Genomic DNA, 25,774 nt, shown 5'->3' on the forward strand with positions numbered 1-25,774 from the left:
CCACTGCAAGCCTTGTTATAGCAAGATGACTTTTACCATTTATCACCCGCTTACTCACAGTTTTTTCACTTCTTGCTGGTGATTGGTTTAATAACCATCAATAAAGTGATCATGTAGTGAAGTAATAAGGTGCAAAACTAAATATAAGCATAGAAAAATGAGTGGCGCGAATCCTGTTGGCTAATTAGAATCGCCCACCATGAAAACAGAGACTCCATCCGTAAAAATTGTTGCTATCACCGCTGACGAAGCGGGGCAACGTATCGATAACTTTTTGCGTACCCAATTGAAAGGTGTACCAAAAAGTATGATTTACCGTATTTTGCGTAAAGGCGAAGTGCGGGTGAACAAAAAACGTATTAAGCCTGAATATAAACTCGAAGCGGGTGATGAGGTGCGTATCCCACCGGTTCGCGTTGCTGAACGGGAAGAAGAGGCGGTTTCGCCACATCTGCAAAAGGTGGCGGCGCTGGCGGACGTCATCTTATATGAAGATGACCATATCCTGGTGCTGAATAAACCTTCCGGTACGGCGGTACATGGCGGTAGTGGTTTAAGCTTCGGCGTTATCGAAGGTTTGCGGGCGTTGCGCCCGGAAGCGCGGTTCCTTGAACTGGTTCATCGTCTTGACCGGGACACCTCAGGTGTGTTGCTGGTAGCGAAAAAACGCTCGGCGTTGCGTTCTCTGCATGAGCAATTACGTGAAAAAGGGATGCAAAAAGATTACCTGGCGCTGGTGCGCGGTCAGTGGCAGTCGCATGTGAAGAGCGTTCAAGCGCCGTTACTGAAAAATATTCTGCAAAGCGGCGAACGTATCGTGCGTGTGAGTCAGGAAGGCAAACCGTCGGAAACACGCTTTAAAGTGGAAGAGCGCTATGCATTTGCCACCCTGGTGCGTTGTAGCCCGGTAACAGGGCGTACTCATCAGATCCGTGTGCATACACAATATGCGGGTCATCCGATTGCCTTTGACGATCGCTACGGTGACCGTGAATTTGACAGACAGCTCACTGAAGCAGGCACGGGATTAAATCGTCTGTTCCTGCACGCCGCAGCGTTGAAGTTTACCCATCCGGGGACCGGTGAGGTGATGCGTATCGAAGCGCCGATGGATGATGGTTTGAAGCGTTGTTTGCAAAAACTGCGTAACGCGCGCTAATACGAGCATATAAGCATGATAATGGGCGGTTGGCCTGATAAGGCGTTTATGCCGCATCAGGCCGCCAGCACCGATTGCCGGATGCGACGTAACCGCATCCGGCGCAAAAAACTATCCCATCAGCGGGTTTTTTCCTTCCCGACGTAACATCTGACACAGCGCGATTAGCGGTAAACCAACCAGCGTGTTAGGATCACGCCCCTCTAAACGCTCAAACAGCGTAATGCCAAATCCTTCACTCTTAAAGCTACCCGCGCAGTGCAGGGGATGCTCTTTACGCACGTAATTATCAATCTCCGCCTCGCTCAGGTGACGGAAATGGACGTCAAAAGGCTCCACTTCTGTTTGTAGATGCCCATTCGCCGAATTAAACAACGCCAGTCCAGTATAGAAGGTGACGATATTGCCGCTGGCTTTGCGTAATTGCAGACGGGCATTTTCTTCCGTTAACGGTTTACCGGTGATTTCGCCATCAAGAACACATACCTGGTCTGAACCAATAATTAAATGATCCGGATAACGTGACGCCAGAGATTGCGCTTTTTCTTGTGCCAGTCGAAGCACCAACTGTCGCGGTGATTCGTCGCTGCGTGGAGTTTCGTCGACCTCGGGTGCTGCACATTCAAAAGAGATTTGCAGTTTTTCCAGAAGAGCGCGACGCCAGGGCGAGGTGGAGGCTAAAATAAGTTCAGGCATATTTTTTTCCATCAGATATAGCGTATTGATGATAGCCATTTTAAACTATGCGCTTCGTTTTGCAGGTTGATGTTCGTTATCAGCACTGAACGAAAATAAAGCAGTAACCCGCAATGTGTGCGAATTATTGGCAAAAGGCAACCACAGGCTGCCTTTTTCTTTGACTCTATGACGTTACAAAGTTAATATGCGCGCCCTATGCAAAAGGTAAAATTACCCCTGACTCTCGATCCGGTTCGTACGGCTCAAAAACGCCTTGATTACCAGGGTATCTATACTCCTGATCAGGTTGAGCGCGTCGCCGAATCCGTAGTCAGTGTGGACAGTGATGTGGAATGCTCCATGTCGTTCGCTATCGATAACCAACGTCTCGCAGTGTTAAACGGCGATGCGAAGGTGACGGTAACGCTCGAGTGTCAGCGTTGCGGGAAGCCGTTTACTCATCAGGTCTACACAACGTATTGTTTTAGTCCTGTGCGTTCAGACGAACAGGCTGAAGCACTGCCGGAAGCGTATGAACCGATTGAGGTTAACGAATTCGGTGAAATCGATCTGCTTGCAATGGTTGAAGATGAAATCATCCTCGCCTTGCCGGTAGTTCCGGTGCATGATTCTGAACACTGTGAAGTGTCCGAAGCGGACATGGTCTTTGGTGAACTGCCTGAAGAAGCGCAAAAGCCAAACCCATTTGCCGTATTAGCCAGCTTAAAGCGTAAGTAATTGGTGCTCCCCGTTGGATCGGGGATAAACCGTAATTGAGGAGTAAGGTCCATGGCCGTACAACAGAATAAACCAACCCGTTCCAAACGTGGCATGCGTCGTTCCCATGACGCGCTGACCGCAGTCACCAGCCTGTCTGTAGACAAAACTTCTGGTGAAAAACACCTGCGTCACCACATCACTGCCGACGGTTACTACCGCGGCCGCAAGGTCATCGCTAAGTAATTACGCGTCTGCGTGATGAAGCTTAGTGAGGATTTTCCCCAGGCAACTGGGGAAAGACCAAACCGGGCGGCGACGATACCTTGACACGTCTAACCCTGGCGTTAGATGTCATGGGAGGGGATTTTGGCCCTTCCGTGACAGTGCCTGCAGCATTGCAGGCACTGAATTCTAATTCGCAACTCACTCTTCTTTTAGTCGGCAATCCCGACGCCATCACGCCATTACTTGCTAAAGCTGACTTTGAACAACGTTCGCGTCTGCAGATTATTCCTGCGCAGTCAGTTATCGCCAGTGATGCCCGGCCTTCGCAAGCTATCCGCGCCAGTCGTGGGAGTTCAATGCGCGTGGCCCTGGAGCTGGTGAAAGAAGGTCGAGCGCAAGCCTGTGTCAGTGCCGGTAATACCGGGGCGCTAATGGGGCTGGCAAAATTATTACTCAAGCCCCTGGAGGGGATTGAGCGTCCGGCGCTGGTGACGGTATTACCGCATCAGCAAAAGGGCAAAACGGTGGTCCTCGATTTAGGGGCCAACGTCGATTGTGACAGTACAATGTTGGTGCAATTTGCCATTATGGGCTCAGTTCTGGCTGAAGAGGTGGTGGAAATTCCTAATCCTCGCGTGGCGTTGCTCAATATTGGTGAAGAAGAAGTAAAGGGTCTCGACAGTATTCGGGATGCCTCAGCGGTGCTTAAAACAATCCCTTCTATCAATTATATCGGCTATCTTGAAGCCAATGAGTTGTTAACTGGCAAGACAGATGTGCTGGTTTGTGACGGCTTTACAGGAAATGTCACATTAAAGACGATGGAAGGTGTTGTCAGGATGTTCCTTTCTCTGCTGAAATCTCAGGGTGAAGGGAAAAAACGGTCGTGGTGGCTACTGTTATTAAAGCGTTGGCTACAAAAGAGCCTGACGAGGCGATTCAGTCACCTCAACCCCGACCAGTATAACGGCGCCTGTCTGTTAGGATTGCGCGGCACGGTGATAAAAAGTCATGGTGCAGCCAATCAGCGAGCTTTTGCGGTCGCGATTGAACAGGCAGTGCAGGCGGTGCAGCGACAAGTTCCTCAGCGAATTGCCGCTCGCCTGGAATCTGTATACCCAGCTGGTTTTGAGCTGCTGGACGGTGGCAAAAGCGGAACTCTGCGGTAGCAGGACGCTGCCAGCGAACTCGCAGTTTGCAAGTGACGGTATATAACCGAAAAGTGACTGAGCGTACATGTATACGAAGATTATTGGTACTGGCAGCTATCTGCCCGAACAAGTGCGGACAAACGCCGATTTGGAAAAAATGGTGGACACCTCTGACGAGTGGATTGTCACTCGTACCGGTATCCGCGAACGCCACATTGCCGCGCCAAACGAAACCGTTTCAACCATGGGCTTTGAAGCGGCGACACGCGCAATTGAGATGGCGGGCATTGAGAAAGACCAGATTGGCCTGATCGTTGTGGCAACGACTTCTGCTACGCACGCTTTCCCGAGCGCAGCTTGTCAGATTCAAAGCATGCTGGGCATTAAAGGTTGCCCGGCATTTGACGTTGCAGCAGCCTGCGCAGGTTTCACCTATGCATTAAGCGTAGCCGATCAATACGTGAAATCTGGGGCGGTGAAGTATGCTCTGGTCGTCGGTTCCGATGTACTGGCGCGCACCTGCGATCCAACAGATCGTGGGACTATTATTATTTTTGGCGATGGCGCGGGCGCTGCGGTGCTGGCTGCCTCTGAAGAGCCGGGAATCATCTCCACCCATCTGCATGCCGACGGTAGCTATGGTGAGTTGCTGACGCTGCCTAATGCTGACCGTGTGAATCCAGAGAATTCAATTCATCTGACGATGGCGGGCAACGAAGTCTTCAAGGTTGCGGTAACAGAACTGGCGCACATCGTTGATGAGACGCTGACGGCGAATAATCTTGACCGTTCTCAACTGGACTGGCTGGTTCCGCATCAGGCTAACCTGCGTATTATCAGTGCAACAGCGAAAAAACTCGGCATGTCGATGGACAATGTCGTGGTGACGCTGGATCGCCACGGTAATACCTCTGCGGCCTCTGTCCCGTGCGCTCTGGATGAAGCTGTACGCGACGGGCGCATTAAGCCGGGGCAGTTGGTTCTGCTTGAAGCCTTTGGCGGTGGATTCACCTGGGGCTCCGCGCTGGTTCGTTTCTAGGATAAGGATTAAAACATGACGCAATTTGCATTTGTGTTCCCTGGACAGGGTTCTCAAACCGTTGGAATGCTGGCTGATATGGCGGCGAGCTATCCAATTGTCGAAGAAACGTTTGCTGAAGCTTCTGCGGCGCTGGGCTACGACCTGTGGGCGCTGACCCAGCAGGGGCCAGCTGAAGAACTGAATAAAACCTGGCAAACCCAGCCAGCGCTGTTGACTGCATCTGTTGCGCTGTATCGCGTATGGCAGCAGCAGGGCGGTAAAGCACCGGCAATGATGGCCGGTCACAGCCTGGGGGAATACTCCGCGCTGGTTTGCGCTGGTGTGATTGATTTCGCTGATGCGGTGCGTCTGGTTGAGATGCGCGGCAAGTTCATGCAAGAAGCCGTACCGGAAGGAACGGGTGCTATGGCGGCAATCATCGGTCTGGATGATGCGTCTATTGCGAAAGCGTGTGAAGAAGCTGCAGAAGGTCAGGTCGTTTCTCCGGTAAACTTTAACTCTCCGGGACAGGTGGTTATTGCCGGTCATAAAGAAGCGGTTGAGCGTGCGGGTGCTGCTTGTAAAGCTGCGGGCGCAAAACGCGCTCTGCCGCTACCAGTGAGCGTACCGTCTCACTGTGCGCTGATGAAACCAGCAGCCGACAAACTGGCAGTAGAATTAGCGAAAATCACCTTTAACGCACCAACAGTTCCTGTTGTGAATAACGTTGATGTGAAATGCGAAACCAATGGTGATGCCATTCGTGACGCACTGGTACGTCAGTTGTATAACCCGGTTCAGTGGACGAAGTCTGTTGAATACATGGCAGCGCAAGGCGTAGAACATCTCTATGAAGTCGGCCCGGGCAAAGTGCTTACTGGCCTGACGAAACGCATTGTCGACACCCTGACCGCCTCGGCGCTGAACGAACCTTCAGCGATGGCAGCGGCGCTCGAGCTTTAAAAGAGGAAAATCATGAATTTTGAAGGAAAAATCGCACTGGTAACCGGTGCAAGCCGCGGAATTGGCCGCGCAATTGCTGAAACGCTCGCAGCCCGTGGCGCGAAAGTTATTGGCACTGCGACCAGTGAAAATGGCGCTCAGGCGATCAGTGATTATTTAGGTGCCAACGGCAAAGGTCTGATGTTGAATGTGACCGACCCGGCATCTATCGAATCTGTTCTGGAAAAAATTCGCGCAGAATTTGGTGAAGTGGATATCCTGGTCAATAATGCCGGTATCACTCGTGATAACCTGTTAATGCGAATGAAAGATGAAGAGTGGAACGATATTATCGAAACCAACCTTTCATCTGTTTTCCGTCTGTCAAAAGCGGTAATGCGCGCTATGATGAAAAAGCGTCATGGTCGTATTATCACTATCGGTTCTGTGGTTGGTACCATGGGAAATGGCGGTCAGGCCAACTACGCTGCGGCGAAAGCGGGCTTGATCGGCTTCAGTAAATCACTGGCGCGCGAAGTTGCGTCACGCGGTATTACTGTAAACGTTGTTGCTCCGGGCTTTATTGAAACGGACATGACACGTGCGCTGAGCGATGACCAGCGTGCGGGTATCCTGGCGCAGGTTCCTGCGGGTCGCCTCGGCGGCGCACAGGAAATCGCCAACGCGGTTGCATTCCTGGCATCCGACGAAGCAGCTTACATCACGGGTGAAACTTTGCATGTGAACGGCGGGATGTACATGGTCTGACCGCGATTTGCACAAAATGCTCATGTTGCGCGCAGTCTGCGTGGTTATGAGTAATAATTAGTGCAAAATGATTTGCGTTATTGGGGGGTAAGGCCTCAAAATAACGTAAAATCGTGGTAAGACCTGCCGGGATTTAGTTGCAAATTTTTCAACATTTTATACACTACGAAAACCATCGCGAAAGCGAGTTTTGATAGGAAATTTAAGAGTATGAGCACTATCGAAGAACGCGTTAAGAAAATTATCGGCGAACAGCTGGGCGTTAAGCAGGAAGAAGTTACCAACAATGCTTCTTTCGTTGAAGACCTGGGCGCGGATTCTCTTGACACCGTTGAGCTGGTAATGGCTCTGGAAGAAGAGTTTGATACTGAGATTCCGGACGAAGAAGCTGAGAAAATCACCACCGTTCAGGCTGCCATTGATTACATCAACGGCCACCAGGCGTAAGTGAACATCTCCAGGCGGTCGTTCGACCGCCTGAGTTTTATCTTTTTGTCCCACTAGAATCATTTTTTCCCTCCCTGGAGGACAAACGTGTCTAAGCGTCGTGTAGTTGTGACCGGACTGGGCATGTTGTCTCCTGTCGGCAATACCGTAGAGTCTACCTGGAAAGCTCTGCTTGCCGGTCAGAGTGGCATCAGCCTAATCGACCATTTCGATACTAGCGCCTATGCAACGAAATTTGCTGGCTTAGTAAAGGATTTTAACTGTGAGGACATTATCTCGCGCAAAGAACAGCGCAAGATGGATGCCTTCATTCAATATGGAATTGTCGCTGGCGTTCAGGCCATGCAGGATTCTGGCCTTGAAATAACGGAAGAGAACGCAACCCGCATTGGTGCCGCAATTGGCTCCGGGATTGGCGGCCTCGGACTGATCGAAGAAAACCACACATCTCTGATGAACGGTGGTCCACGTAAGATCAGCCCATTCTTCGTTCCGTCAACGATTGTGAACATGGTGGCAGGTCATCTGACTATCATGTATGGCCTGCGTGGCCCAAGCATCTCTATCGCGACCGCCTGTACTTCCGGCGTGCACAACATTGGCCATGCTGCGCGTATTATCGCGTATGGCGATGCTGACGTGATGGTTGCAGGTGGCGCAGAGAAAGCCAGTACGCCGCTGGGCGTTGGTGGTTTTGGCGCGGCACGCGCATTATCTACCCGCAATGATAACCCGCAAGCGGCGAGCCGCCCGTGGGATAAAGAGCGTGATGGTTTCGTACTGGGCGATGGTGCCGGTATGCTGGTACTTGAAGAGTACGAACACGCGAAAAAACGCGGTGCGAAAATTTACGCTGAACTCGTCGGCTTTGGTATGAGCAGCGATGCTTATCATATGACGTCACCGCCAGAAAATGGCGCAGGCGCAGCTCTGGCGATGGCAAATGCTCTGCGTGATGCAGGCATTGAAGCGAGTCAGATTGGCTACGTTAACGCGCACGGTACTTCTACGCCGGCTGGCGATAAAGCTGAAGCGCAGGCGGTGAAAACCATCTTCGGTGAAGCTGCAAGCCGCGTGTTGGTAAGCTCCACGAAATCTATGACCGGTCACCTGTTAGGTGCGGCGGGTGCAGTAGAATCTATCTACTCCATCCTTGCGCTGCGCGATCAGGCTGTTCCGCCAACCATCAACCTGGATAACCCGGATGAAGGTTGCGATTTGGATTTCGTACCGCACGAAGCGCGTCAGGTTAGCGGAATGGAATACACTCTGTGTAATTCCTTCGGCTTCGGTGGCACTAATGGTTCTTTGATCTTTAAAAAGATCTAAATTGTCATTTTCCACCCTTATAAAAGGTCCGCTTGCGGGCCTTTTTTCTTAGCTTTTATTCCGACTTGTTCCGTAGTGAACATGCTGCCACACTAACAATTCTCTGATAAGGAGCCGGTATGTTCTTAATTAACGGTCATAAGCAGGAATCGCTGGCAGTAAGCGATCGGGCAACGCAGTTTGGTGATGGTTGTTTTACCACCGCCAGAGTTATCGACGGTAAAGTCAGTTTGTTATCGGCGCATATCCAGCGACTACAGGATGCTTGTCAGCGGTTGATGATTTCCTGTGACTTCTGGCCTCAGCTTGAACAAGAGATGAAAACGCTGGCAGCAGAACAGCAAAATGGTGTACTGAAAGTCGTGATCAGTCGCGGTAGTGGCGGGCGAGGGTACAGCACATTGAACAGTGGACCGGCAACGCGGATTCTCTCCGTTACGGCTTATCCTGCACATTACGACCGTTTGCGTAACGAAGGGATGACGTTGGCGCTAAGCCCGGTGCGGCTGGGGCGCAATCCTCATCTTGCAGGTATTAAACATCTTAATCGGCTTGAGCAAGTATTGATCCGCTCTCATCTTGAGCAGACAAACGCTGATGAGGCGCTGGTCCTTGACAGCGAAGGGTGGGTTACGGAATGCTGTGCGGCTAATTTGTTCTGGCGGAAGGGCAACGTAGTTTATACGCCGCGACTGGATCAGGCAGGTGTTAACGGCATTATGCGACAATTCTGTATCCGTTTGCTGGCACAATCCTCTTATCAGCTTGTCGAAGTGCAAGCCTCTCTGGAAGAGGCGTTGCAGGCAGATGAGATGGTTATTTGTAATGCGTTAATGCCAGTGATGCCCGTACGTGCCTGTGGCGATGTCTCCTTTTCGTCAGCAACGTTATATGAATATTTAGCCCCACTTTGTGAGCGCCCGAATTAGTCATGAAAAAAGTGTTATTGATAATCTTGTTATTGCTGGTGGTACTGGGTATCGCCGCTGGTGTGGGCGTCTGGAAGGTTCGCCATCTTGCCGACAGCAAATTGCTTATCAAAGAAGAGACGATATTTACCCTGAAGCCAGGGACCGGACGTCTGGCGCTCGGTGAACAGCTTTATGCCGATAAGATCATCAATCGCCCACGGGTTTTCCAATGGCTGCTGCGTATCGAACCGGATCTTTCTCACTTTAAAGCCGGGACTTACCGCTTTACACCGCAGATGACCGTGCGCGAGATGCTGAAATTGTTGGAAAGCGGTAAAGAAGCACAGTTCCCGCTGCGACTGGTAGAAGGGATGCGTCTGAGCGACTACCTCAAGCAATTGCGTGAGGCTCCGTATATCAAGCACACGCTGAGCGACGATAAGTACGCCACCGTAGCGCAGGCACTTGAACTGGAAAACCCGGAGTGGATTGAAGGTTGGTTCTGGCCAGACACCTGGATGTATACCGCCAATACCACCGATGTCGCGTTACTCAAACGAGCGCACAAGAAAATGGTGAAAGCGGTCGATAGCGCCTGGGAAGGGCGTGCGGACGGTCTGCCTTATAAAGATAAAAACCAGTTGGTGACGATGGCATCAATTATCGAAAAAGAAACCGCCGTTGCCAGTGAACGCGATCAGGTTGCCTCAGTATTTATCAACCGTTTACGCATTGGTATGCGCCTGCAGACCGACCCGACCGTGATTTACGGGATGGGAGAGCGTTATAATGGCAAACTTTCTCGTGCAGACCTGGAAACGCCGACAGCGTATAACACCTATACCATTACCGGTCTGCCGCCAGGTGCGATAGCGACGCCGGGGGCGGATTCGCTGAAGGCTGCTGCGCATCCGGCAAAAACGCCGTATCTCTATTTTGTGGCCGATGGTAAAGGTGGTCACACGTTTAATACCAATCTTGCCAGTCATAACAAGTCTGTGCAGGATTATCTGAAAGTGCTTAAGGAAAAAAATGCGCAGTAAGTATATCGTCATTGAGGGGCTGGAAGGCGCAGGCAAAACTACCGCGCGTAACGTGGTGGTTGAGACGCTTGAGCAACTGGGTATCCGCGACATGGTTTTCACTCGGGAACCTGGCGGTACGCAACTTGCCGAAAAGTTAAGAAGCCTGGTGCTGGATATCAAATCGGTAGGCGATGAAGTCATTACCGATAAAGCCGAAGTTTTGATGTTTTATGCCGCGCGCGTTCAACTGGTAGAAACGGTCATCAAACCTGCGCTGGCTAACGGCACCTGGGTGATTGGCGATCGCCACGATCTCTCCACTCAAGCCTATCAGGGTGGAGGACGTGGTATTGACCAACATATGCTGGCAACACTGCGTGATGCTGTTCTCGGGGATTTTCGCCCTGACTTAACGCTTTATCTTGATGTCACCCCAGAGGTCGGCTTAAAACGTGCTCGCGCCCGTGGTGAGCTGGATCGTATTGAGCAAGAGTCATTCGATTTCTTTAATCGCACCCGCGCCCGCTATCTGGAACTGGCAGCACAAGATAAAAGCATTCATACCATTGATGCCACCCAGCCGCTGGAGGCCGTGATGGATGCAATCCGCACTACCGTGACCAATTGGGTGAAGGAGTTGGACGCATGAGATGGTATCCATGGTTACGACCTGATTTCGAAAAACTGGTAGCCAGCTATCAGGCCGGAAGAGGTCACCATGCGCTACTCATTCAGGCGTTACCGGGCATGGGCGATGATGCTTTAATCTACGCCCTGAGCCGTTATTTACTCTGCCAACAACCGCAGGGCCACAAAAGTTGCGGTCACTGTCGTGGATGTCAGTTGATGCAGGCTGGCACACATCCCGATTACTACACCCTGGCTCCCGAAAAAGGGAAAAATGCGCTGGGCATTGATGCGGTACGTGAGGTCACCGAAAAGCTGAATGAGCACGCACGCTTAGGTGGTGCGAAAGTTGTCTGGGTAACCGATGCTGCCTTACTAACCGACGCCGCGGCTAACGCATTGCTGAAAACGCTTGAAGAGCCACCAGCAGAGACGTGGTTTTTCCTTGCTACCCGCGAGCCAGAACGTTTACTGGCAACATTACGTAGTCGTTGTCGGTTACATTACCTTGCGCCGCCGCCGGAACAGTACGCCGTGACCTGGCTTTCACGCGAAGTGACAATGTCACAGGATGCACTACTTGCCGCATTGCGCTTAAGCGCCGGTTCGCCTGGGGCGGCACTGGCGTTGTTTCAGGGAGATAACTGGCAGGCTCGTGAAACATTGTGTCAGGCGCTGGCATATGGCGTGCAATCGGGCGACTGGTATTCGCTGCTAGCGGCCCTTAATAATGAACAAGCTCCGGCGCGTTTACACTGGCTGGCAACGTTGCTGATGGATGCGCTAAAACGCCATTATGGCGCTGCGCACGTGACCAATGTTGATGTGCCGGGGCTGGTCGTCGAACTGGCAAACCATCTTTCTCCCTCGCGCCTGCAGGCTATACTGGGGGATGTTTGCCACATTCGTGAACAGTTAATGTCTGTCACAGGTATCAACCGCGAGCTTCTCATCACCGATCTTTTACTGCGTATTGAGCATTACCTGCAACCGGGCGTTGTGCTACCGGTTCCTCATCTTTAAGAGAGACATCATGTTTTTAGTCGACTCACACTGCCATCTCGATGGTCTGGATTATGAATCTTTGCATAAGGACGTGGATGACGTTCTGGCGAAAGCCGCCGCACGCGATGTGAAATTTTGTCTGGCAGTCGCCACAACATTACCGGGTTATTTACACATGCGGGATCTGGTAGGCGAACGCGACAACGTCGTATTTTCTTGTGGCGTGCATCCACTCAACCAGAATGATCCCTACGATGTAGAAGATTTACGTCGTCTGGCGGCAGAAGAGGGCGTTGTAGCGCTGGGTGAAACCGGGCTGGATTATTATTACACGCCGGAAACTAAAGTACGTCAGCAAGAGTCCTTCATCCATCATATCCAGATTGGTCGTGAACTGAACAAGCCGGTTATCGTCCACACCCGTGACGCCCGCGCCGATACGCTGGCAATTCTGCGCGAAGAAAAAGTGACGGATTGCGGTGGCGTACTACACTGTTTTACAGAGGACAGAGAAACGGCGGGTAAATTACTGGATCTCGGATTTTACATCTCCTTTTCCGGCATTGTGACCTTCCGTAATGCGGAGCAACTGCGCGATGCTGCGCGTTATGTCCCCCTGGATCGGTTACTGGTGGAAACTGACTCACCTTACCTTGCGCCAGTACCGCATCGAGGAAAAGAGAATCAACCTGCGATGGTTCGTGACGTTGCAGAATACATGGCTGTGTTGAAAGGTGTTGCCGTTGAAGAACTGGCGCAGGTAACCACCGATAACTTCGCCCGTCTGTTTCACATCGATGCTTCCCGCCTTCAATCCATCCGTTGAATGAGTTTTTTTAAAGCTCGTAATTAATGGCTAAAACGAGTAAAGTTCACCGCCGAAAATCGGGCGGTGAATAACCACGTTTGAAATATTGTGACATATGTTTTGTCAAAATGTGCAACTTCTCCAATGATCTGAAGTTGAAACGTGATAGCCGTCAAACAAATCGGCACTGAATTATTTTACTCTGTGTAATAAATAAAGGGCGCTTAGATGCCCTGTACACGGCGAGGCACTCCCCCCTTGCCACGCGTGAGAACGTAAAAAAAGCACCCATACTCAGGAGCACTCTCAATTATGTTTAAGAATGCATTTGCTAACCTGCAAAAGGTCGGTAAATCGCTGATGCTGCCGGTATCCGTACTGCCTATCGCAGGTATTCTGCTGGGCGTCGGTTCCGCGAATTTCAGCTGGCTGCCCGCCGTTGTATCGCATGTTATGGCAGAAGCAGGCGGTTCCGTCTTTGCAAACATGCCACTGATTTTTGCGATCGGTGTCGCCCTCGGCTTTACCAATAACGATGGCGTATCCGCGCTGGCCGCAGTTGTTGCCTATGGCATCATGGTTAAAACCATGGCCGTGGTTGCGCCACTGGTACTGCATTTACCTGCTGAAGAAATCGCCTCTAAACACCTGGCGGATACTGGCGTACTCGGGGGGATTATCTCCGGTGCGATCGCAGCGTACATGTTTAACCGTTTCTACCGTATTAAGCTGCCTGAGTATCTTGGCTTCTTTGCCGGTAAACGCTTTGTGCCGATCATTTCAGGCCTGACTGCCATCTTTACTGGCGTTGTGCTGTCCTTCATTTGGCCGCCTATTGGCTCTGCAATCCAGACCTTCTCTCAGTGGGCTGCTTACCAGAACCCGGTAGTTGCGTTTGGCATTTACGGTTTCATCGAACGTTGCCTGGTACCGTTTGGTCTGCACCACATCTGGAACGTACCTTTCCAGATGCAGATTGGTGAATACACCAACGCAGCAGGTCAGGTTTTCCACGGCGACATTCCGCGTTATATGGCGGGTGACCCGACTGCGGGTAAACTGTCTGGTGGCTTCCTGTTCAAAATGTACGGTCTGCCAGCTGCCGCAATTGCTATCTGGCACTCTGCTAAACCAGAAAACCGCGCGAAAGTGGGCGGTATTATGATCTCCGCGGCGCTGACCTCGTTCCTGACCGGTATCACCGAGCCGATCGAGTTCTCCTTCATGTTCGTTGCGCCGATCCTGTACATCATCCACGCGATTCTGGCAGGCCTGGCATTCCCAATCTGTATTCTTCTGGGGATGCGTGACGGTACGTCGTTCTCGCACGGTCTGATCGACTTCATCGTTCTGTCTGGTAACAGCAGCAAACTGTGGCTGTTCCCGATCGTCGGTATCGGTTATGCCATTGTTTACTACACCATCTTCCGCGTGCTGATTAAAGCACTGGATCTGAAAACGCCGGGTCGTGAAGACGCGACTGAAGACGCAAAAGCGACAGGTACCAGCGAAATGGCACCGGCTCTGGTTGCTGCATTTGGTGGTAAAGAAAACATTACTAACCTCGACGCATGTATTACCCGTCTGCGCGTCAGCGTTGCTGATGTGTCTAAAGTGGATCAGGCTGGCCTGAAGAAACTGGGCGCAGCGGGCGTAGTGGTTGCTGGTTCTGGTGTTCAGGCGATTTTCGGTACTAAATCCGATAACCTGAAAACCGAGATGGATGAGTACATCCGTAACCACTAATCCGTAAGACGTTGGGGAGACTAAGGCAGCCAGATGGCTGCCTTTTTTACAGGCGTTATTCAGAATTGATACGTGCCGGTAATGCTTAAATTACGCGGTGCGCCGTAGACAATAGAACCTTCCACGTTGGTATCGTAGGTTTTGTCGAACAGGTTATTGACGTTCCCCTGTAACGAGAAGTTTTTCGTCACCTGGTAGCGGGTGAAGAGATCCACCAGCGCGTAGCTACCTTGCTCGGCGCGGAAGGTGCCATACGGTGTCACGGTGTCGGTATACACGCGATTTTGCCAGTTAACACCACCGCCGACCGTCAACTCTGGCATGACAGGCAACCGATAGCTGGTGAACATTTTAACCGTGGTGCGTGGCAGATTAGGATTAACGGCGTTTCCTTCGTTATCCTCTGCAATATAGCGCGTTGCGCCAAACGTCAGCTGCCAGTTGTCGGTAATTGCGCCGTTGAGTTCAAATTCCACACCTTTACTGACTGTCCCATCCACCGCTTTATAGGCGGTTTCGCCGTTGCTGCCGGGGATAGGTGTACCGGTGGACTGAGCGACATTATCCTGCTCAATACGGAAGATGGCTAACGTGGTGGTCAGACGGCTATTCATCCAGTCCGATTTCAGACCCAGCTCGTAGTTGTTACCGGTGATTGGTGCCAGATATTTGCCTGAACTGTCACGATCATTTTGCGGCTGAAAAATAGAGGTATAGCTGGCGTAGGTCGACCAGTTATCATTGATGTCAAACACCAGTCCAGCATAAGGCGTGGTGTGGTTTTTCTCCATGCTGTAAGTCAGCGTATCAACCCGCCACTTGGTATAACGTGCGCCGAGGATCAGATGCAGCGGATCGGCAAGGGTGACACGAGTGGCAGCATATAACGATTTCATATGTGTGGTATCGTCCTGCGCCAGACTCTGTGGTGACCTGTCGGTTTGTGGGAAATTGCCATTAAAGTTGTAGAAACTGCCAATTTCATCCGGGAAAATGTTGGCCCATGAACTGAAGTAACGATTGTTTTGTTTGCTGTAACTGCCACCAAACATTAAATTGTGCTGACGACCAAACAATTCATAACTACCGTCAGCGAACAGATCCAGCGCATCAACTTTACGTTTGCCGCTGTTCCAACCGGTGCCTCCGACATAATCAAAACCAGGGCCATAATTACTGTATGGCCCAACCAGCATACCATCCGCTTTGTTTACATAGGCATCGACATACATCATTTTGCTGTCAAATTCGACTTCAGAGTGGGTGGCATTCAGCGTCGCTTGCCAGGTATCAGCAAACCGCTGCTTCAGGGTCATAAAGACCTTGTTGATCTCTTTATCGTTGTACGCCCAGTCAGGTGCGGTACTGCGTGCGCGATCGTAACTGTTGCTGCTGCCATCAGTATTCCAGCGCGGTAAACCGCCCCAGGTTGGGCTATTAACATCAATACGCTGATATTCGTAACCGGCTGAAAGCATCGTAAGATCGCCTAAATCAGCATCGACAATGCCGGAGAAGAAGGTCTTTTCACTGTTGTAGCGGTCCAGCCATGAGTCGTTATTCTGGTAGCCGCCGACAATTCGTGCGCGGATTTTACCGTCTTCGGTGAGTGGGCTTTGTAAATCCGCCACATACCGTTCTTTGTTCCAGCTACCGTATTCCGCCGAGACATCGCCTTTAAATTCACGACTGGTCGCGTGTTTTCGAACCATATTAATTGCCGCAGATGGATTACCCGTCCCGGTCATGAGGCCTGTCGCGCCACGCACTACTTCTACGCGTTCAAACAGTGCCATATCAGAAAGTGCGTCGCCCAGATTCCAGCGCGATTCAAAATAGGTGGGGATACCATCAACCATATAGTTATCGATCTGGAATCCGCGGGAATAATAAAGAGCACGATCGGAATCCGCCTGACTTTTGCTGATCCCCAGCGTGTTTTCCATCACTTCGCCCAGCGTTTGTAACTGCTGATCTTCCATCCGCTGCTGGCTAACAATAGTGACCGACTGAGGAATATCACGTTGAGTCATCTGCATTTTTGTACCCGCAGAGGTAGACGTTACGTTGTAATCATTTTCGCCATCATCTGGGGCTGTGGCTGAACCCTCAACAATCACCGTTTCTTCAGTGGCTGGTGCAGCAAAAGCGGCGGAAGGTAATAGTGCCAGTGCTATGCAACCGGCAAGGAGTGACGGTTTGATGATGGCTTGATGTTGATTATCCCTGTTAAATTGTGTCGAAAGCATTTGAAATCTCTTGGTTTATGTTGGCGTCAGGCTCATGCCGGAGCAGGGTGATGAGCGGTTATATTTAGTGTGCGAATAATTTTGTATGTAAATGCAAATGAGAAATATACGCATTCATATTTGGTGTGTAAACCAAACAGAAAATGTCTTTTCAGCGCATTCGCAGGCAGAAATGGGAATAATGGCGATATATACGGCAGCAAAACGGTTTTTTGCTTAAGAAATCGTGAGTTAAGGTTGAAAGAGCAGGTTTAACTCGACCATACTCTATACTCGCAGTGTGGCGCGGCGTAGCATGGCGCAACGCATGGCTATTTGAAAAAGGAAAATGTCGTGGCAGAAGAAACTATATTCAGCAAAATTATTCGTCGTGAGATCCCCTCCGATATCGTCTACCAGGATGATCTGGTAACGGCGTTTCGCGATATTTCGCCGCAAGCGCCAACGCATATTCTGATCATTCCGAATATCCTCATTCCGACTGTGAACGACGTGTCAGCTGAGCATGAGCAGGCGCTGGGACGCATGATCACCGTAGCGGCAAAAATTGCTGAGCAAGAAGGTATTGCCGAAGATGGCTATCGTCTGATCATGAACACCAACCGCCATGGCGGACAAGAGGTTTACCACATCCATATGCACTTGTTGGGTGGCCGTCCGCTGGGACCAATGCTGGCGCATAAAGGTCTGTAACGATGAGAAAAGGATGCTTTGGGCTGGTGTCTCTGGCGTTGTTAGTGCTGGTGGGCTGTCGTTCACATCCGGAAATTCCGGTGAATGATGAGCAATCGCTGGTGATGGAGTCATCTTTATTGGCTGCGGGCATCAGTGCAGAAAAGCCCGTCCTTTCGACATCTGATATTCAACCTTCAGCATCCTCAACGCTTTATAACGAAAGGCAAGAACCCGTTACCGTTCATTATCGTTTTTACTGGTATGACGCCAGAGGGCTGGAGATGCATCCTCTGGAAAGGCCACGCAGCGTTACCATTCCCGCACATTCGGCGGTCACGCTGTACGGCAGCGCCAATTTTCTGGGGGCGCACAAAGTCAGACTTTATCTATATTTGTAAGGGGTGAATCTTGATGACAAAAATGAGTCGCTACGCCTTGATTACCGCGCTGGCGATGTTTCTTGCCGGGTGTGTGGGGCAACGTGAACCTGCACCGGTAGAAGAAGTGAAACCAGCGCCGGAACAACCAACCGAGCCACAACAGCCTGTCCCCACAGTGCCATCGGTGCCGACGATACCGCAGCAGCCAGGCCCAATTGAGCACGAAGATCAAACTGCACCGCCTGCGCCGCATATTCGCCATTATGACTGGAATGGCGCAATGCAGCCGATGGTCAGTAAGATGCTTGGGGCTGATGGCGTGACTGCGGGTAGCGTCCTGCTGGTTGATAGCGTTAACAACCGTACTAACGGTTCGTTGAATGCCGCAGAAGCGACCGAAACGCTGCGAAATGCGCTGGCTAATAACGGTAAATTTACCCTGGTTTCCGCCCAGCAGCTGTCGATGGCTAAGCAACAATTAGGTTTGTCGCCGCAGGACAGTTTAGGCACCCGTAGTAAAGCCATAGGCATTGCCCGCAATGTTGGCGCTCATTACGTGCTGTACTCCAGCGCCTCTGGCAACGTTAACGCTCCGACCCTACAAATGCAGCTGATGCTGGTGCAGACGGGCGAAATTATCTGGTCAGGTAAAGGTGCCGTTTCGCAGCAATAATCCCCTCACGCGCGACGAATTGCTGTCGCGCTTTTTCCCGCAGTTTCATCCCGTCACGACGTTTAATAGTGGGCTTAGTGGCGGGAGTTTTCTCATTGAACATCAGGGCCAGCGTTTTGTTGTGCGTCAGCCGCACGATCCTGATGCGCCGCAGTCCGCGTTCTTGCGCCAGTATCGGGCTTTATCACAACTACCCGCATGCATTGCACCGAAGCCGCATTTATATCTCCGTGACTGGATGGTGGTTGACTATCTGCCCGGCGAGGTAAAAACGTATTTGCCGGATACCAACGAACTGGCAGGCTTGCTGTATTATCTACATCAACAACCGCGTTTTGGCTGGCGAATAACGCTGTTGCCGTTACTGGAACTGTACTGGCAGCAAAGCGATCCGGCGCGGCGGACAGTGGGTTGGCTGCGAATGTTAAAACGTCTGCGCAAAGCGCGGGAACCACGGCTTTTACGCTTAAGTCCATTGCATATGGATGTCCACGCCGGAAATTTAGTGCATAGCGCGTCAGGGTTAAAACTCATCGACTGGGAGTATGCCGGAGATGGTGATATCGCGCTGGAACTGGCGGCGGTGTGGGTGGAAAATACTGACCAGCATCGGCAATTGGTCAATGACTATGCCACTCGCGCGAAGATTTATCCGGCGCAATTATGGCGTCAGGTCAGGCGATGGTTTCCCTGGCTGCTGATGCTCAAAGCAGGGTGGTTTGAGTACCGCTGGCGACAAACCGGCGATCAACAATTTATCAGGCTGGCCGATGACACCTGGCGGCAGCTATTAATAAAACAATAAGGAGAGCAGTGTGGGTCCAGTAATGTTGGATGTCGAAGGTTACGAACTGGACGCGGAAGAGCGTGAAATACTGGCGCATCCGCTGGTGGGAGGGCTGATTCTCTTTACGCGAAACTATCATGATCCTGCCCAGTTACGTGAACTGGTGCGCCAGATCCGCGCAGCATCGCGAAATCATCTGGTGGTGGCGGTAGATCAGGAAGGTGGACGCGTGCAGCGTTTTCGTGAAGGTTTTACCCGCTTGCCAGCGGCACAATCATTCGCTGCGCTGTTGGGAATGGAAGAAGGCGGAAAACTGGCGCAAGAGGCAGGTTGGTTGATGGCCAGCGAAATGATTGCTATGGATATTGATATCAGCTTTGCGCCAGTGCTGGACGTCGGGCATATCAGCGCGGCGATTGGCGAGCGTTCTTATCATGCCGATCCACAAAAAGCCCTGGCAATTGCCAGCCGGTTTATTGATGGTATGCATGAAGCCGGAATGAAAACTACCGGGAAACACTTCCCAGGTCACGGTGCAGTAACGGCAGACTCACACAAAGAAACACCGTGCGACCCACGTCCGCAAGCGGAGATTCGCGCTAAAGATATGTCGGTCTTCAGTTCCTTAATCCGCGAAAATAAACTCGACGCCATTATGCCTGCGCATGTGATCTACAGTGATGTTGATCCGCGTCCGGCGAGCGGTTCTCCCTACTGGCTGAAAACCGTTTTGCGTCAGGAATTGGGTTTTGACGGCGTGATTTTCTCTGACGATTTATCGATGGAAGGCGCAGCGATTATGGGCAGTTATGCCGAGCGTGGACAGGCATCACTGGATGCAGGTTGCGATATGATCCTGGTCTGCAATAATCGTAAAGGGGCCGTCAGCGTGTTAGATAATCTGTCACCGATCAAGGCAGAACGTGTTACACGTTTGTATCATAAAGGTTCATTTTCGCGACAGGAACTGATGGACTCGGCTCGCTGGAAAGCGATCAGCGCCCGTCTGAATCAGTTACATGAACGCTGGCAGGAAGAGAAGGCAGGTCATTAACCCTGGCTTATGTGAGGAAGCGATGATTATCTATTTGCACGGTTTTGACTCTAACAGTCCGGGTAACCACGAGAAAGTCTTACAATTGCAGTTTATTGACCCGGATGTACGGCTAATAAGCTACAGTACGCGGCATCCAAAACATGATATGCAGCATTTGCTCAAAGAAGTGGACAAAATGTTGCAACTGAACGTCGACGAGCGCCCGCTCATTTGTGGTGTTGGTCTGGGCGGTTATTGGGCTGAGCGGATTGGTTTTCTCTGTGATATCCGCCAGGTGATCTTCAACCCCAATTTGTTCCCTTATGAGAACATGGAAGGGAAGATTGATCGCCCGGAAGAGTATGCCGATATTGCCACTAAGTGTGTGACCAACTTCCGTGAGAAGAATCGCGATCGTTGCCTGGTGATTTTGTCGCGTAATGATGAAGCGCTTAACAGCCAGCGGACATCTGAAGAGTTGCATCATTATTACGAGATTGTCTGGGACGAAGAGCAGACGCACAAATTCAAGAATATCTCCCCGCATTTACAGCGCATTAAAGCGTTCAAAACCCTCGGGTAAATGCCCTCGTCGCATCAGGTAACCTTGCCGGTACCTGATGCGCTCCTGATTCTGTGGGTTGGATAAGGCGTTCCGCCGCATCCGACAGTCGAGCATCAATGCCTGATGCGCCTCTTATCAGGCCTACCGAACGCCCTCCATACACACCTCACTCTATATCATTCTCACAAATCAGCTCAAATAATGAACAACAAACTCTGTTTTTTGATCTCACCCGGTAAAGTCGCCTATCTTTTCAGCAACAAAACTTGATTAACATCAATTTTGGTATGACCAATGCACCATTCATGTTATTCTCAATAGCGAAGAACATTTTCATTGCTATAACCTGTTGTTAATTAAGAGCTATGTTAATAACCATTAATTAACAATTGGTTAATAAATTTAAGGGGGTCACGTTGACTACGCCATTGAAAAAAATTGTGATTGTCGGCGGCGGTGCTGGTGGGCTGGAAATGGCAACACAGCTGGGGCATAAGCTGGGACGCAAGAAAAAAGCCAAAATTACGCTGGTCGATCGTAACCACAGCCACTTGTGGAAACCGCTGCTGCACGAAGTGGCGACTGGCTCGCTTGATGAAGGCGTCGATGCGTTGAGCTATCTGGCCCATGCGCGCAATCATGGTTTCCAGTTCCAGCTGGGTTCCGTAATTGATATTGATCGTGAAGCGAAAACAATCACTATTGCAGAACTGCGCGACGAGAAAGGTGAACTGCTGGTTCCGGAACGTAAAATCGCCTATGACACCCTGGTAATGGCGCTGGGTAGCACCTCTAACGATTTCAATACACCAGGTGTCAAAGAGAACTGCATTTTCCTCGATAACCCGCACCAGGCGCGTCGCTTCCACCAGGAGATGCTGAATCTGTTCCTGAAATACTCCGCCAACCTGGGCGCGAATGGCAAAGTAAACATTGCGATTGTCGGCGGCGGCGCGACGGGTGTAGAACTCTCCGCTGAATTGCACAACGCGGTCAAGCAACTGCACAGTTACGGTTATAAAGGTCTGACCAACGAAGCCCTGAACGTAACGCTGGTAGAAGCGGGCGAACGTATTTTGCCTGCATTGCCGCCACGTATCTCTGCTGCGGCCCATAGTGAGTTAACGAAACTTGGCGTTCGCGTGCTGACGCAAACCATGGTCACCAGTGCTGATGAAGGCGGCCTGCACACTAAAGATGGCGAATATATTGAGGCTGATCTGATGGTGTGGGCAGCCGGGATCAAAGCGCCAGACTTCCTGAAAGATATCGGTGGTCTTGAAACCAACCGTATCAACCAGCTGGTGGTGGAACCGACGCTGCAAACCACTCGCGATCCAGACATATACGCTATTGGCGACTGCGCGTCATGCCCGCGTCCGGAAGGGGGCTTTGTTCCGCCGCGCGCTCAGGCCGCACATCAGATGGCAACCTGCGCAATGAACAACATTCTGGCGCAGATGAACGGTAAGCCGCTGAAAAATTATCAGTATAAAGATCACGGTTCGCTGGTATCGCTGTCGAACTTTTCCACAGTCGGTAGCCTGATGGGTAACCTGACGCGCGGCTCAATGATGATTGAAGGACGAATTGCGCGCTTTGTATACATCTCGCTGTACCGAATGCACCAGATTGCGCTGCATGGTTACTTTAAAACCGGATTAATGATGCTGGTGGGGAGTATTAACCGCGTTATCCGTCCACGTTTGAAGTTGCATTAATCGACTTGTACTGGCGGATGGGGCATAAACGCCTTATCCGCCCTGGACAAATGGTACGAGCGGTAGGCCTGATAAGACGCGTTAAGCGTCGCATCAGGCATTCCTTCAGACTCCTCCGAATCCCTGAGTATTTCCAGCCATTCCCGCGCTTTTCATCTTCTGTCTGATAGCTGCTTTTCTCCTTCGCTTGCATGATTGGCATAACTACAAAGAAGGAGGTGTTCCCGTGAATAAGTCAATGTTGGCGGGTATCGGGATTGGTGTCGCAGCTGCGCTGGGCGTAGCGGCAGTGGCCAGTCTGAACGTGTTTGAACGTGGCCCGCAATACGCTCAGGTTGTTTCTGCAACCCCAATCAAGGAAACGGTTAAAACACCGCGTCAGGAGTGTCGCAACGTTACAGTGACCCATCGTCGACCGGTGCAGGATGAAAATCGCATTACCGGGTCGGTGCTCGGCGCTGTTGCTGGCGGCGTGATTGGGCATCAGTTTGGAGGTGGTCGCGGTAAAGATGTCGCCACTGTTGTGGGGGCGCTGGGGGGTGGATATGCAGGTAACCAGATCCAGGGCTCTCTCCAGGAAAGCGATACTTACACGACTACGCAACAGCGTTGTAAAACGGTGTATGACAAGTCAGAAAAAATGCTCGGTTATGATGTGACCTATAAGATTGGCGATCAGCAGGGCAAAATCCGCATGGACCGCGATCCGGGTACGCAGATCCCGCTAGATAGCAACGGGCAGCTGATTTTGAATAACAAAGTATAACAAGGCTGTACTCTGCAATTTAGCCCCTCATTCGCTCAGGCTGAGGGGCTTTTTTTGCGACCTATTTCAGCAGTTCCGGCCATAAACGCAAAGTCGTTCGGGCAATCTGCATCAGTTTTTCCAGTGATGCACCTTCGCGTGCGCTGATCGACATCCCCTGAATAATACAATTAAGGAATTCTGCCAGATGCGTCACGTCACAGTGGGTCGGGATTTCCCCGCGCGCTTGTCGTTGACATAAAAACTGCTGCAAAGTGCGCTCTTGCATCGCATGGCGTGATTTCAGCGTATTGGCGATATCTCCTGAATCCGGGGAGAGGGTGGTGCAGTTGTTGATCATGAAGCAGCCAGCCGGAGTGTCTTTGCTGGTAAAGCAGTTGGCGATGGCAGCAAAATAGTCAGCCAGCGCAGACTCCACGCTTTTCTCTTCACAAAACAGCTGTGCTTCATGCTTGGCGGCAAAACGATCGATATAGTGGTCGAGTACGGCGCGGAATAACCCCTCTTTGTTGGTAAATTCCGCGTATAGCGTGGGCGCTTTAGCTCCGGTCGCTTCAACGAGGTCCGCAAGAGAAGTCGCTTCATAACCGTGCTGCCAGAACAATTTCATGGCCTTATCAAGCGCGGCATCCCTGTCGAACACTTTTGGGCGGCCACGGCTTTTTTTTACACATTGTGTTGAGTCAGTTGCCATGATGCCGTTGTACCTGGTGACTGTGAATGAAAGGTTATTATAAAAATAATCACCTCCGTTCACCAGTCCAGAAACCATAAAAATAATCGCTTTCTATTTAACTGAAATTTAAAGGTTTTTAAATTAATTAATGATTGTTATAAAAAATATCTTGTATGTGATCCAGATCACATCTATCATTTAGTTATCGATCGTTAAGTAATTGCTTGCGACGTCATTCATCTGCATAAGGCCACTATTATGAAAAACGTAAAAACCCTCATCGCTGCGGCGATTTTAAGCTCCATGTCATTTGCCAGCTTTGCGGCTGTCGAAGTTCAGTCAACGCCAGAAGGCCAACAAAAAGTCGGTACTATCAGTGCTAACGCGGGGACAAATCTGGGATCGCTGGAAGAGCAGCTGGCGCAAAAAGCGGATGAGATGGGCGCAAAATCTTTCCGTATTACTTCTGTAACCGGTCCGAATACCCTCCATGGAACAGCAGTAATTTATAAATAAGCATTAACCCTCATTAATGCCTGCTACTGCTTGTTTTTTTCCCCGCGACATGCCGTGTCGCGGGGATTTTTTTATCCGAGCTTTACAGAGTTTGTGGGCTCACTTGATGACGGCGGACATCCACCGGCATCCCGGAACGGACATCCATCACATGTTGCATCACTTCAGCGTCAGTTTGTGCTGCATCTTTAAATGATTGCATTGCGCTATTCAGCGTAATTGGCAGCAGCTGCGGATCGTCATCAATCTTCTCTGACAGCGGCTGATGTACTTCAACCAGACGCGCACCGTTTGGTTCGGCAGAGACTTTAATCGGGGTGTTGATGATATTCACTTTGGTGCCTGGGGTGACCTGGCTAAAGAGTGTTTTGATATCGTCATCCCGCAGACGAATACAGCCAGAACTTACCCGCATGCCAATGCCGAAATCAGCGTTCGTACCGTGAAGCAAATAAACGCCGCCATAGGCCGCCAGACGAATCGCATGATGGCCCATTGGGTTATCCGGTCCAGCCGGAACTACCGCAGGCAACTCAATTCCCTGTGCCTTATACCGCGCGCGAATGTTTGCCGTTGGCGTCCAGGTTGGGTTTGCACGCTTGTCAGAAACGGTGGTCACCATTGTCGGTGTCAGCGTGTCACCACCTAATTGACCAATGCCGATGGGATATACGGTTACCGAATTTTTTCCCGGCGGATAATAATAGAGACGCAGCTCCGCAATGTTGATCACAATGCCTTCGCGCGGCGCGTCTGGAAGTAGGGTTTGCAACGGGATCGTTAACACGCTACCCGCGCGCGGTACGTAAGGATCAACGCCGGGGTTAGCCTGTAACAGAGCGAGAAAGCCGACGTTATATTTTTTGGCGATGGCTTCCAGAGAACCACCGTCATTTTCCACAACATGAAATTTGTTTTCACCAACCAGACGACTGCCTGCTGACGGCAGCGGCCAGGTGTTGGCTTTTGCCGGTAGCGCCAGCGCCACGGCAGCGGCGAACGTAAAAAATGTTAGCCAGCGAGAAAAACGCGTTTTGATCATCACCAAAGTCCATAATAAATATAAGGTTATTGTAATAAAAAGGTAAGTCTGAATTATGGAGGGTGACAGTGTCGGATAATGCAGGGAAGTGCAAAGAATTTGTAAATATTGCAGATGGGGGCGCAG

At 51.0% G+C, this 25,774-nt stretch carries 28 protein-coding genes; 24 read left to right on the forward strand and 4 right to left on the reverse strand.

The window, feature by feature from the left end; all coding sequences use genetic code 11:
* Positions 1-199: 199 nt before the first annotated feature.
* Entirely contained in the window at positions 200-1,159 is a 960-nt protein-coding gene (gene rluC, locus ACJHX4_RS04465; protein ID WP_000846342.1) for a 23S rRNA pseudouridine(955/2504/2580) synthase RluC, read from the forward strand.
* A 111-nt stretch (positions 1,160-1,270) separates the two neighbouring features.
* Here rluC and yceF read toward each other — a convergent pair whose 3' ends face one another.
* Positions 1,271-1,855, reverse strand: coding sequence for a 7-methyl-GTP pyrophosphatase (gene yceF / locus ACJHX4_RS04470; RefSeq protein WP_012896768.1), 585 nt, complete (start codon positions 1,853-1,855; stop codon positions 1,271-1,273).
* Between the two features lie 198 nt (positions 1,856-2,053).
* Here yceF and yceD point away from each other — a divergent pair, with 198 nt between their 5' ends.
* The 14 genes from yceD to ptsG all read left to right on the forward strand — a co-directional run bounded on the left by yceD (position 2,054) and on the right by ptsG (position 14,562).
* Positions 2,054-2,575: a 23S rRNA accumulation protein YceD gene (yceD, locus tag ACJHX4_RS04475; protein ID WP_001174481.1), complete on the forward strand. Its 522-nt coding sequence runs from the start codon at positions 2,054-2,056 to the stop codon at positions 2,573-2,575.
* Between the two features lie 51 nt (positions 2,576-2,626).
* Entirely contained in the window at positions 2,627-2,800 is a 174-nt protein-coding gene (gene rpmF / locus ACJHX4_RS04480) for a 50S ribosomal protein L32 (protein ID WP_000290727.1), read from the forward strand.
* A gap of 80 nt (positions 2,801-2,880) precedes the next feature.
* Positions 2,881-3,951 carry a phosphate acyltransferase PlsX gene (gene plsX, locus ACJHX4_RS04485; RefSeq protein ID WP_000197578.1) on the forward strand — a complete coding sequence of 357 codons (1,071 nt, stop codon included), beginning with the start codon at positions 2,881-2,883 and terminating at the stop codon, positions 3,949-3,951.
* Between the two features lie 67 nt (positions 3,952-4,018).
* The gene (gene fabH, locus ACJHX4_RS04490) at positions 4,019-4,972 is read left to right on the forward strand and encodes a beta-ketoacyl-ACP synthase III (protein WP_000288138.1); all 954 of its coding nucleotides are present in this window, start codon (positions 4,019-4,021) and stop codon (positions 4,970-4,972) included.
* A gap of 15 nt (positions 4,973-4,987) precedes the next feature.
* Positions 4,988-5,917: an ACP S-malonyltransferase gene (fabD, locus tag ACJHX4_RS04495; protein ID WP_000191372.1), complete on the forward strand. Its 930-nt coding sequence runs from the start codon at positions 4,988-4,990 to the stop codon at positions 5,915-5,917.
* Between the two features lie 12 nt (positions 5,918-5,929).
* The gene (gene fabG, locus ACJHX4_RS04500; protein ID WP_001008535.1) at positions 5,930-6,664 is read left to right on the forward strand and encodes a 3-oxoacyl-ACP reductase FabG; all 735 of its coding nucleotides are present in this window, start codon (positions 5,930-5,932) and stop codon (positions 6,662-6,664) included.
* A gap of 210 nt (positions 6,665-6,874) precedes the next feature.
* Positions 6,875-7,111, forward strand: coding sequence for an acyl carrier protein (gene acpP, locus ACJHX4_RS04505; RefSeq protein WP_000103754.1), 237 nt, complete (start codon positions 6,875-6,877; stop codon positions 7,109-7,111).
* An 87-nt stretch (positions 7,112-7,198) separates the two neighbouring features.
* Positions 7,199-8,440, forward strand: coding sequence for a beta-ketoacyl-ACP synthase II (gene fabF, locus ACJHX4_RS04510; protein WP_000044679.1), 1,242 nt, complete (start codon positions 7,199-7,201; stop codon positions 8,438-8,440).
* Between the two features lie 119 nt (positions 8,441-8,559).
* A complete protein-coding gene (pabC, locus tag ACJHX4_RS04515; protein ID WP_000478684.1) occupies positions 8,560-9,369 on the forward strand; it encodes an aminodeoxychorismate lyase in 810 nt (269 codons plus the stop codon).
* 2 nt (positions 9,370-9,371) lie between these two features.
* Positions 9,372-10,394 (forward strand): cell division protein YceG, encoded by a 1,023-nt coding sequence (gene yceG / locus ACJHX4_RS04520; RefSeq protein ID WP_000756838.1) that lies wholly within the window; start codon positions 9,372-9,374, stop codon positions 10,392-10,394.
* Positions 10,384-11,025, forward strand: coding sequence for a dTMP kinase (gene tmk, locus ACJHX4_RS04525; protein ID WP_001257002.1), 642 nt, complete (start codon positions 10,384-10,386; stop codon positions 11,023-11,025). The genes yceG and tmk overlap by 11 nt, the downstream gene beginning before the upstream one ends.
* A complete protein-coding gene (gene holB / locus ACJHX4_RS04530; protein ID WP_001267919.1) occupies positions 11,022-12,026 on the forward strand; it encodes a DNA polymerase III subunit delta' in 1,005 nt (334 codons plus the stop codon). The genes tmk and holB overlap by 4 nt, the downstream gene beginning before the upstream one ends.
* 10 nt (positions 12,027-12,036) lie before the next feature.
* On the forward strand, positions 12,037-12,834 hold the full coding sequence (locus tag ACJHX4_RS04535; RefSeq protein WP_000480245.1) for a metal-dependent hydrolase: 798 nt from the start codon (positions 12,037-12,039) through the stop codon (positions 12,832-12,834).
* Between the two features lie 294 nt (positions 12,835-13,128).
* Positions 13,129-14,562 carry a PTS glucose transporter subunit IIBC gene (gene ptsG / locus ACJHX4_RS04540; protein WP_000475726.1) on the forward strand — a complete coding sequence of 478 codons (1,434 nt, stop codon included), beginning with the start codon at positions 13,129-13,131 and terminating at the stop codon, positions 14,560-14,562.
* Between the two features lie 59 nt (positions 14,563-14,621).
* Here ptsG and fhuE read toward each other — a convergent pair whose 3' ends face one another.
* Positions 14,622-16,811, reverse strand: coding sequence for a ferric-rhodotorulic acid/ferric-coprogen receptor FhuE (fhuE, locus tag ACJHX4_RS04545; protein WP_000953406.1), 2,190 nt, complete (start codon positions 16,809-16,811; stop codon positions 14,622-14,624).
* A gap of 333 nt (positions 16,812-17,144) precedes the next feature.
* Between fhuE and hinT the strand changes: the two genes are divergently transcribed.
* The 8 genes from hinT to ACJHX4_RS04585 all read left to right on the forward strand — a co-directional run bounded on the left by hinT (position 17,145) and on the right by ACJHX4_RS04585 (position 23,414).
* A complete protein-coding gene (hinT, locus tag ACJHX4_RS04550; RefSeq protein WP_000807125.1) occupies positions 17,145-17,504 on the forward strand; it encodes a purine nucleoside phosphoramidase in 360 nt (119 codons plus the stop codon).
* A 2-nt stretch (positions 17,505-17,506) separates the two neighbouring features.
* Entirely contained in the window at positions 17,507-17,884 is a 378-nt protein-coding gene (locus tag ACJHX4_RS04555) for a YcfL family protein (RefSeq protein ID WP_001225291.1), read from the forward strand.
* A 13-nt stretch (positions 17,885-17,897) separates the two neighbouring features.
* Positions 17,898-18,539: a penicillin-binding protein activator LpoB gene (gene lpoB, locus ACJHX4_RS04560; protein ID WP_000164453.1), complete on the forward strand. Its 642-nt coding sequence runs from the start codon at positions 17,898-17,900 to the stop codon at positions 18,537-18,539.
* Positions 18,520-19,344 (forward strand): thiamine kinase, encoded by an 825-nt coding sequence (gene thiK, locus ACJHX4_RS04565; RefSeq protein ID WP_001116601.1) that lies wholly within the window; start codon positions 18,520-18,522, stop codon positions 19,342-19,344. Before lpoB ends, thiK begins: the two co-directional genes overlap by 20 nt.
* 10 nt (positions 19,345-19,354) lie before the next feature.
* A complete protein-coding gene (nagZ, locus tag ACJHX4_RS04570; protein ID WP_000529298.1) occupies positions 19,355-20,380 on the forward strand; it encodes a beta-N-acetylhexosaminidase in 1,026 nt (341 codons plus the stop codon).
* A gap of 22 nt (positions 20,381-20,402) precedes the next feature.
* Complete coding sequence (gene ycfP / locus ACJHX4_RS04575; protein ID WP_000587933.1) at positions 20,403-20,945, forward strand: alpha/beta hydrolase YcfP; 543 nt, start codon at positions 20,403-20,405, stop codon at positions 20,943-20,945.
* 398 nt (positions 20,946-21,343) lie between these two features.
* Positions 21,344-22,648 carry an NADH-quinone dehydrogenase gene (gene ndh, locus ACJHX4_RS04580; RefSeq protein WP_001295966.1) on the forward strand — a complete coding sequence of 435 codons (1,305 nt, stop codon included), beginning with the start codon at positions 21,344-21,346 and terminating at the stop codon, positions 22,646-22,648.
* Positions 22,649-22,874: 226 nt separating this feature from the next.
* Positions 22,875-23,414: a glycine zipper 2TM domain-containing protein gene (locus ACJHX4_RS04585; protein ID WP_001043459.1), complete on the forward strand. Its 540-nt coding sequence runs from the start codon at positions 22,875-22,877 to the stop codon at positions 23,412-23,414.
* 61 nt (positions 23,415-23,475) lie between these two features.
* Here ACJHX4_RS04585 and comR read toward each other — a convergent pair whose 3' ends face one another.
* Positions 23,476-24,108, reverse strand: a complete 633-nt coding sequence (gene comR, locus ACJHX4_RS04590; protein ID WP_001295967.1) for a TetR family copper-responsive transcriptional repressor ComR — start codon at positions 24,106-24,108, stop codon at positions 23,476-23,478.
* Positions 24,109-24,348: 240 nt separating this feature from the next.
* Here comR and bhsA point away from each other — a divergent pair, with 240 nt between their 5' ends.
* A complete protein-coding gene (gene bhsA / locus ACJHX4_RS04595; protein WP_000800153.1) occupies positions 24,349-24,606 on the forward strand; it encodes a multiple stress resistance protein BhsA in 258 nt (85 codons plus the stop codon).
* An 82-nt stretch (positions 24,607-24,688) separates the two neighbouring features.
* Here the strand turns inward: bhsA and ldtC are convergent, their stop codons facing one another.
* On the reverse strand, positions 24,689-25,651 hold the full coding sequence (ldtC, locus tag ACJHX4_RS04600; RefSeq protein WP_012578883.1) for a L,D-transpeptidase LdtC: 963 nt from the start codon (positions 25,649-25,651) through the stop codon (positions 24,689-24,691).
* Positions 25,652-25,774 lie beyond the last annotated feature (123 nt).

Origin of the sequence: Escherichia sp. WS2035, from assembly GCF_046487065.1 — a bacterium.
Lineage (GTDB): Bacteria > Pseudomonadota > Gammaproteobacteria > Enterobacterales > Enterobacteriaceae > Escherichia > Escherichia coli.

Coding starts and splice junctions, on each gene's coding strand:
- comR (WP_001295967.1), bottom strand. CDS start 24,108: ATGGCAACTGACTCAACACAATGTGTAAAAAAAAGCCGTGGCCGCCCA.
- fabH (WP_000288138.1), top strand. CDS start 4,019: ATGTATACGAAGATTATTGGTACTGGCAGCTATCTGCCCGAACAAGTG.
- yceG (WP_000756838.1), top strand. CDS start 9,372: ATGAAAAAAGTGTTATTGATAATCTTGTTATTGCTGGTGGTACTGGGT.
- yceD (WP_001174481.1), top strand. CDS start 2,054: ATGCAAAAGGTAAAATTACCCCTGACTCTCGATCCGGTTCGTACGGCT.
- rluC (WP_000846342.1), top strand. CDS start 200: ATGAAAACAGAGACTCCATCCGTAAAAATTGTTGCTATCACCGCTGAC.
- rpmF (WP_000290727.1), top strand. CDS start 2,627: ATGGCCGTACAACAGAATAAACCAACCCGTTCCAAACGTGGCATGCGT.
- tmk (WP_001257002.1), top strand. CDS start 10,384: ATGCGCAGTAAGTATATCGTCATTGAGGGGCTGGAAGGCGCAGGCAAA.
- holB (WP_001267919.1), top strand. CDS start 11,022: ATGAGATGGTATCCATGGTTACGACCTGATTTCGAAAAACTGGTAGCC.
- yceF (WP_012896768.1), bottom strand. CDS start 1,855: ATGCCTGAACTTATTTTAGCCTCCACCTCGCCCTGGCGTCGCGCTCTT.
- fabG (WP_001008535.1), top strand. CDS start 5,930: ATGAATTTTGAAGGAAAAATCGCACTGGTAACCGGTGCAAGCCGCGGA.
- lpoB (WP_000164453.1), top strand. CDS start 17,898: ATGACAAAAATGAGTCGCTACGCCTTGATTACCGCGCTGGCGATGTTT.
- pabC (WP_000478684.1), top strand. CDS start 8,560: ATGTTCTTAATTAACGGTCATAAGCAGGAATCGCTGGCAGTAAGCGAT.
- ycfP (WP_000587933.1), top strand. CDS start 20,403: ATGATTATCTATTTGCACGGTTTTGACTCTAACAGTCCGGGTAACCAC.
- ptsG (WP_000475726.1), top strand. CDS start 13,129: ATGTTTAAGAATGCATTTGCTAACCTGCAAAAGGTCGGTAAATCGCTG.
- fhuE (WP_000953406.1), bottom strand. CDS start 16,811: ATGCTTTCGACACAATTTAACAGGGATAATCAACATCAAGCCATCATC.
- fabD (WP_000191372.1), top strand. CDS start 4,988: ATGACGCAATTTGCATTTGTGTTCCCTGGACAGGGTTCTCAAACCGTT.
- ACJHX4_RS04535 (WP_000480245.1), top strand. CDS start 12,037: ATGTTTTTAGTCGACTCACACTGCCATCTCGATGGTCTGGATTATGAA.
- bhsA (WP_000800153.1), top strand. CDS start 24,349: ATGAAAAACGTAAAAACCCTCATCGCTGCGGCGATTTTAAGCTCCATG.
- ACJHX4_RS04555 (WP_001225291.1), top strand. CDS start 17,507: ATGAGAAAAGGATGCTTTGGGCTGGTGTCTCTGGCGTTGTTAGTGCTG.
- acpP (WP_000103754.1), top strand. CDS start 6,875: ATGAGCACTATCGAAGAACGCGTTAAGAAAATTATCGGCGAACAGCTG.